Raw genomic sequence first — 6,437 nt, forward strand, 5'->3', positions numbered from 1 at the left:
AAAACCGGACAGGCGATCGATCGTGAAGCAACCGCCTGATTCCACCTTGCGCGGCCGCGGCGCCTCGAGCGCACCGCCACACCGCTACGCCCGCCTCGCGCGCGAGCCTTTCGACGACGGCTGGGCGCAAGAAGAAGAGGCATCTCCAGCCCCGCCGACCGAAGTGCGCTGGGAAGAGGCGCGCAGTGCGATCACCGCCAACCGCTCGCCCGACCTGGGGTTCGACCGCTCGCTGAACCCCTACCGCGGCTGCGAGCACGGCTGCGCCTATTGCTACGCCCGGCCGATGCATGCCTGGCTGGACCTCTCACCGGGGCTCGATTTCGAACGCATCATCATCGCCCGGCGCCATCTGGCCGAACGCTTGCGCGAAGAACTCGCCCGGCCGAGCTATCGACCTGCGCCCATCGCGCTGGGCACCGCCACCGACGCCTGGCAGCCGGTGGAGCGCAAACTGGGGCTCACGCGCGCGGTGCTGGAAGTGCTCGCCGAAGCGCGCCATCCGTGGTCGGTCGTGACCAAGGGCAGCGGCATCCTGCGCGATCTCGACCTGATCGCCCCCATGGCTGCTTCGGGCTTGTGCGAAGTCTATGTGACGCTCACTACGCTCGACGCCGAACTCGCCCGCCGGCTGGAACCGCGCGCGGCAAGCCCGCGGCGACGGCTGGAAGTGATCGCGGCGCTCGCGCAGGCCGGCGTGCCGGTGGGCGTGAGCCTCGCGCCGCAGATCCCCTTCCTCACCGAAGACATGGAAGCCGTGCTCACCGCCGCGGCCGAAGCCGGCGCGGTGGGCGCCTTCATGAGCATTCTGCGCCTGCCGCACGAGCTGGAGGGGATTTTCGACGACTGGCTGCAGCGGCATTTCCCCGAGCGGCGCGAGCGCATCCTCGCGCGGCTACGCGAGCTGCACGGCGGAGCGCTCGACGGGCCGTTCGGCGTCCGCTTCCGCGGCCAAGGCCCGTGGGCGGAGCTACTCGCCCAGCGCTTCGCGATCGCCCGCCGCCGCGTCGGGCTCGACCGTCCGCTGCCACCCCTTGCCGTGCACCTCTTTCGCCCGCCGGCAAAGCGCGCCGGCGAACCGGTGCAGCAGGCGCTTTTCTGAAACAGATTCGCCCTTCCTGGGCTAGCCCTATTCCCCTGCGCTCACGGTTTGCACGGTTTTTTTCTGGTTGAACCGCCCCAATTCCTGCATCAGGCGCACCAACTGCGGCTGCTTGCTCTGGAGCAATTCCTGGGCGCGCTGCGGCGCGAGCTCCTCGTCGTTCGGGCCGCTGATGCGCTTGCCCACAAACCCCTGCATCTTGGTCGGCAAAGCAATCTTGACGTCGGCATCCTTATAGCCCACGCGCGACCAATCGCTGAACACGACGTACTCGCGCCGCTTGCCGGAAAAGAGATCGTAGCCGGAGGAATAGTCTTCGGGCGGATTCTTCACGCCCAAGAGCGGCATGAGGGTTGGAACGACATCCAGGTGGCTGCTCAGCTGCTCATGCACGGCCGGAGCACGGCCCGGAATCCACAGGATCAGCGGGGTGCGTGTCTGCGGATCGGAAAACGTCGAGTTGTGCCCCCAGTAGCCGTTTTCCATGAACTCCTCGCCGTGGTCCCCCAGCATCACGACGAGGGTGTTCTCCAACAGGCCATGCGTCTCGAGATACTCGAGGATCCGAGCGAATTGGCTGTCCAGGTGATGCACGGCGTTGAGGTAACGGTTCTTGATCGGGACGATGTCTTTTTGCAGCTCGTCGCGGTCGAGCGTGGCGTAGTTGATGTCGTCGCGATAAGGCGTGCGGATCACGCTCTCCGGCGGGAAGTAGTAGCGCGCATGCGGCGACTCGAAGAACATCCAGGCGAAGAAAGGCCGAGCGGGATCGCGCGTGTCGATGAATTTCAGCAGATCGGAGACGTTCTGCCGGTCTTTTTCCCATCCGGCAAGGGGCGCGTCGATTTCATGCAGCTGCTCGCGCGGCACCTGGCTGAAGACGGTCTGATCGAACTCCGGATAGCTGAATTTGGCGCTGGTGTACAAGGACATCTGATAACCCTGCTGCTGCAGCACCTCGATGAGGGGCGCACCTCGGCGTCCTTTGAGGAAAGCGTCCCAGTAGGTACCGGGCAGCCCCGTCATCATGGTAAAGATGCCGATCCGGGTGCCGTTGCCGCCGCTGTAATGATTGGCGAATACCTGCGCCTTCTGGGCGAAAGCCCAGGTGGCCGGCATGATTTCCGGATCGAGGGTATCGGCGCGCCAGGATTCGGCCACCAGCCAGACGATGTTGTAGGGCTTCTCCGGCTTGGTGAATTCCAGCGGCTTGGCCGGGTATTGCAGGCGTCCTTCCAGATCCAAGGATTTTTCCTGCGCCGCCACCTCGAAGCCCAGCTTCTTGAAGAGGCTGCGGGCCGTGGTGCCGACGTAAAAAGGCACTTCCTGGGTGAGTTCGAGCACGTCGGACTTGCCCATCGCGCTCGCGTAGGCATGGACGGAATGATCCCCCAGCATGGAGAACAACAGCAGCACGAGCAGCGGTCGCGCCAGCCGCCGCACTTCCCAGCGCAGCAGCGCGAAGCGCCGGCCCGAGAAGGCGAGCAAGAGGAACAACAGGGCATGACCGAGGAAGAACGCCAGACCGATCAACGCGAAGCCCAGCGTGGAGGAAGCGCTGCCGCCCAGCGATTCGAGGCCGCCCGGCGTCATCACCAGATTGACGACGAACCCGTTGATGAACATGCCGTAGAGGGCATGGATCTTGGCATTGGCATAGAAAAAGAGGGTGGTCAGGGCTCCCGTCAAGACTGCCATGACATTGGCGGCCAAAACGGCGCCTCGCGGCAGGCGCAACCACCGCCACGGCCACGGACGGCCGGCGAGCCAAGTGAGCACCAAGGCCGGCAGCAAGTAGAGCGCGTTATAGCTCGCGAACGCATTGACGAGGAACAAGAGATTGCCGTAGCCACCGCCGGCTGCAGCCGCAAAGTCGACGTTCGCGGCGTTGATCCACAGCAGGACCAGATAAACCAGCGCGAAATAGGCGAACCGTACACTGCGCCAGTAGGTATGTTCGTTCAAGGGGTGCCGCTCCATCGTCAAACTCGGAAAGGTTTTTGGATCGTCGCCAGCCGGAAGATGCCGCATTGCGCGATCCTTGCTTGCGCCGGCGGCTGCATCGACCGGATTCGACCGCCCCGCCGCCGCCGAGTTCTCACGGCCACCGCCAGCCCACGGATGAGGCGCGCCGCGTCCGAACCGCGCGCATCTTATCCCATGAACGGGTGAAGATGTTATACTGAAATTTTTCCATGTTTGTCTGACGCCCATCTCATGATCGTCATCACCGGCGGCGCCGGCATGATCGGCAGCATCGTCGCCTGGCAGCTCAACCGCCAAGGGCGCGACGATCTGCTCCTCGTCGATCGGCCAACCCATCCCGAGCAGTGGCAGAATCTCTGTCACCGCACCTACGCCGATTATCTCGACAAGGATGAGCTTTTTCCTTGGCTCGAGCGTCATGGCGCGCAGGTCGAGGCCGTCATCCACATGGGCGCCATCAGCGACACCACGGAGCGCGACTGGAACCGGCTGCTCGAAGCCAATCTGCGCTATTCGCAGCGGCTGTGGCAATTCTGTACGCAGCAGGGAGCGACGTTCCTCTACGCCAGCTCGGCCGCCACCTACGGTAACGGCGAGCGCGGCTACAGCGACGCGAGCATCGACGGCCTGCGCCCGCTCAACGCCTACGGCTACTCCAAGCACCTGTTTGACCAATGGGCGCTGCGCCAGGCCGCAGCCGGCCATGCCCCGCCGCGCTGGGCCGGGTTCAAGTTTTTCAACGTCTATGGACCCAACGAATACCACAAGGGCCGCATGGCGAGTGTGGCCTACCATGCGTTCACCCAGTTCCGCACCGGCGGAACGGTGCGCCTGTTCAAGAGCGATCGCCCCGACGTGGCCGACGGCATGCAACTGCGCGATTTCGTCTATGTCAAAGACGTTGCTGCGGTCGTAGCCTGGTTTCTCGCCGCCCCGCGCCCTTCGGCCCTCTACAACGTCGGCACCGGTCAGGCCCGCGCCTTCCTCGACCTCGCCACGGCCGTGATGGAGAGCTGCGGCGCACGCCCCCACATCACCTGGATCGACATGCCGGACGACCTCAAAGGCAAATACCAGTACTACACGCAGGCCGACATCGGCAAACTGCGCGCGGCGGGCTACGACCAGCCCTTCCATACGCTGGAAGAGGGCATACGCGACTACGTGCAGAATTACCTTCTGCAGCCCGACCCCTATTGCTGAGACCTCGGGAACCGAATGATTCCGGAACAGGCCATACGGCAAGCGCTGAGCGCACATCGAGCAGCCACCGAACAGCTGCATGAGCAGATGCCGCTCCTCATCGAGATGGGCATGCGGCTGCGAAGCTGCCTCCTTGCCGGCGGCAAGATCCTGCTGCTGGGCAATGGCGGCAGCGCGGCCGATTGTCAGCACATCGCCGCCGAGATCGTCGGCCGCTACAAGCGCGAACGCCGCGGTCTGCCCGCCATCGCGCTCACCACCGACACCTCCATCCTCACGGCCGTGGGCAACGACTACGGTTTCGAACACGTCTTCTCGCGCCAGGTGGAAGCGCTATGCACCCCGAAAGACGTGGTGATCGGCCTCTCCACCTCCGGCAACAGCCCCAACGTGCTGGCCGCCATCCACACCGCGCGCCAAATCGGCGCGTTCACCATCGGACTGACCGGCGGCGGGGGCGGTAAACTCGCGCAATGCTGCGACCTGAGCCTCGTCGTTGCCAGCAACGACACGCCCCGCATCCAGGAGGCCCACATCCTGGTCGGTCACATGCTCTGTGACCTCATCGACGCCGAAACCCTCGATTCCACACCATGCAGCAACGGCTGATCGAGGCGCTCCGTCAGGGTTTTCCCGCCGACGCCTGGGCCCTGGTGATCGGCGACCTCATGCTGGACCGCTATCTCTGGGGCAAGGTCGAACGCATCTCGCCGGAAGCGCCGGTGCCGGTGGTGTTGCTGGAAAAGGAATCGAGCCGCCCCGGCGGAGCAGCCAACGTGGCGGCCAACCTCGCCGGCCTGGGCCTGCCCTGCCGCCTGCTGGGCACCGTCGGCGACGACGCGCCCGGACGCGAGCTCGTCGCAGCCATCGCCAGTCAAGGCGTCGGCACCGAGGCGCTCTTCACCTCGTCTTCGCGCCCCACCACCACCAAGACCCGCATCCTTGGCGGCCACCAGCAGATGCTGCGGCTCGATCGCGAAGCCACGGCCGCCCCCGACGCTGGCGAGCAAGAGGCCCTGAGCCGCCTGCTGCGCGAGATGATGGAACGGAAACCGGCCGTCGTCGTCCTCTCCGATTATGCCAAAGGCGTCCTGACCCCCGAGCTTTGCCGGCTCGCCATCGACCTCGCCGCCCAGGCGGACATCCCCGTACTGGTCGACCCCAAGGGGCGCGACTACGGCAAATACCGCGGCGCGACCGCCCTCACGCCCAACCGGCGGGAAACCGCCGAAGCCTGCGGCGTCTCCGGCCAGGATCTCGACGAGCTCCTGCAGGCCGCGCAGGCGCTGCGCCGCGCCCTCGATCTGCGCTTCCTCGCCGTCACCCGCAGCGAGGAGGGCATCACGCTCCTCGACGAGACGCGCACGCTCCATCTGCCCGCCATGGCGCGCCAGGTGTTCGACGTCTCGGGGGCTGGGGACACTGTCATCGCCACGCTGGCCGCGGGGATGGTGGCCGGGCTCGAGCCGGCCGAGGCGCTGCATCTGGCCAACCTCGCCGCCGGCATCGTGGTCGGCAAGGTGGGCACCGTGCCCATCGCCCGCGAGGAACTGCTGGCCGAACTCGCGGTCGAGGAAGTCCGCGAGCAGGCGGACAAGATCTGCGACCTGCCGCAGCTGCTGGCGCGCGTCCGGCAATGGCGCGCCAACGGTGAGTGCATCGTGTTTACCAACGGCTGCTTCGACCTCCTCCACGCCGGCCACGTCGTCTATCTGGAACAGGCGGCCAAGCTGGGGGATCGCCTGGTGGTCGGGCTCAATACCGACCGCTCGGTACGCGCCCTCAAGGGTCCGAGCCGGCCGGTCATCCACGAACAGGACCGCGCCCGCGTGCTCGCCGCCCTGGAAGCGGTCGATGCCGTTGTCCTGTTCAACGAAGACACGCCGCTCTCCCTGATCGAAGCCATCCGCCCGGATGTGCTAGTCAAGGGCAGCGACTATACCGAAGACCAGGTGGTGGGCGGCAAGGAAGTCAAATCCTGGGGCGGGAGGGTTGCGCTCATCGACGTCGTGCCGGGACGCAGTACCAGCAACATCCTGCGCAAGCTCGGCAGCGCATGAGGCGCGAGCGACTGCAGGGCAAGGCGCACGGAGCGCAGGAGGCGAGACATATCATGAAGATAGGCGAGCATCCGAGCACCGCGCAA

The 6,437-nt window shown here is 65.6% G+C and carries 5 protein-coding genes; 4 read left to right on the forward strand and 1 reads right to left on the reverse strand.

The features are described from left to right. Positions 1-22 precede the first annotated feature (22 nt). Positions 23-1,102 (forward strand): PA0069 family radical SAM protein, encoded by a 1,080-nt coding sequence (locus OA56_RS10485; RefSeq protein WP_206202221.1) that lies wholly within the window; start codon positions 23-25, stop codon positions 1,100-1,102. Between the two features lie 27 nt (positions 1,103-1,129). On the opposite strand, the gene OA56_RS10490 is transcribed toward OA56_RS10485, so the two are convergent. After that, entirely contained in the window at positions 1,130-3,067 is a 1,938-nt protein-coding gene (locus OA56_RS10490; RefSeq protein ID WP_198289061.1) for a sulfatase-like hydrolase/transferase, read from the reverse strand. A 252-nt stretch (positions 3,068-3,319) separates the two neighbouring features. Between OA56_RS10490 and rfaD the strand changes: the two genes are divergently transcribed. Genes rfaD through hldE form a run of 3 tightly spaced genes read left to right on the forward strand, consistent with a single transcriptional unit; the run spans position 3,320 to position 6,351 of the window. After that, positions 3,320-4,291: an ADP-glyceromanno-heptose 6-epimerase gene (gene rfaD, locus OA56_RS10495; RefSeq protein WP_055423934.1), complete on the forward strand. Its 972-nt coding sequence runs from the start codon at positions 3,320-3,322 to the stop codon at positions 4,289-4,291. Positions 4,292-4,306: 15 nt separating this feature from the next. Beyond that, complete coding sequence (locus tag OA56_RS10500; protein WP_277082027.1) at positions 4,307-4,900, forward strand: D-sedoheptulose 7-phosphate isomerase; 594 nt, start codon at positions 4,307-4,309, stop codon at positions 4,898-4,900. Continuing rightward, positions 4,885-6,351 (forward strand): bifunctional D-glycero-beta-D-manno-heptose-7-phosphate kinase/D-glycero-beta-D-manno-heptose 1-phosphate adenylyltransferase HldE, encoded by a 1,467-nt coding sequence (gene hldE / locus OA56_RS10505; RefSeq protein ID WP_141056176.1) that lies wholly within the window; start codon positions 4,885-4,887, stop codon positions 6,349-6,351. The genes OA56_RS10500 and hldE overlap by 16 nt, the downstream gene beginning before the upstream one ends. Positions 6,352-6,437 lie beyond the last annotated feature (86 nt).

The organism is Tepidiphilus sp. HLB4 (genome assembly GCF_054823945.1).

What these genes read in the sequence shown, in the direction of transcription:
- OA56_RS10500 (WP_277082027.1), top strand. Translation starts at nt 4,307, where the DNA reads ATGATTCCGGAACAGGCCATACGGCAAGCGCTGAGCGCACATCGAGCA.
- rfaD (WP_055423934.1), top strand. Translation starts at nt 3,320, where the DNA reads ATGATCGTCATCACCGGCGGCGCCGGCATGATCGGCAGCATCGTCGCC.
- hldE (WP_141056176.1), top strand. Translation starts at nt 4,885, where the DNA reads ATGCAGCAACGGCTGATCGAGGCGCTCCGTCAGGGTTTTCCCGCCGAC.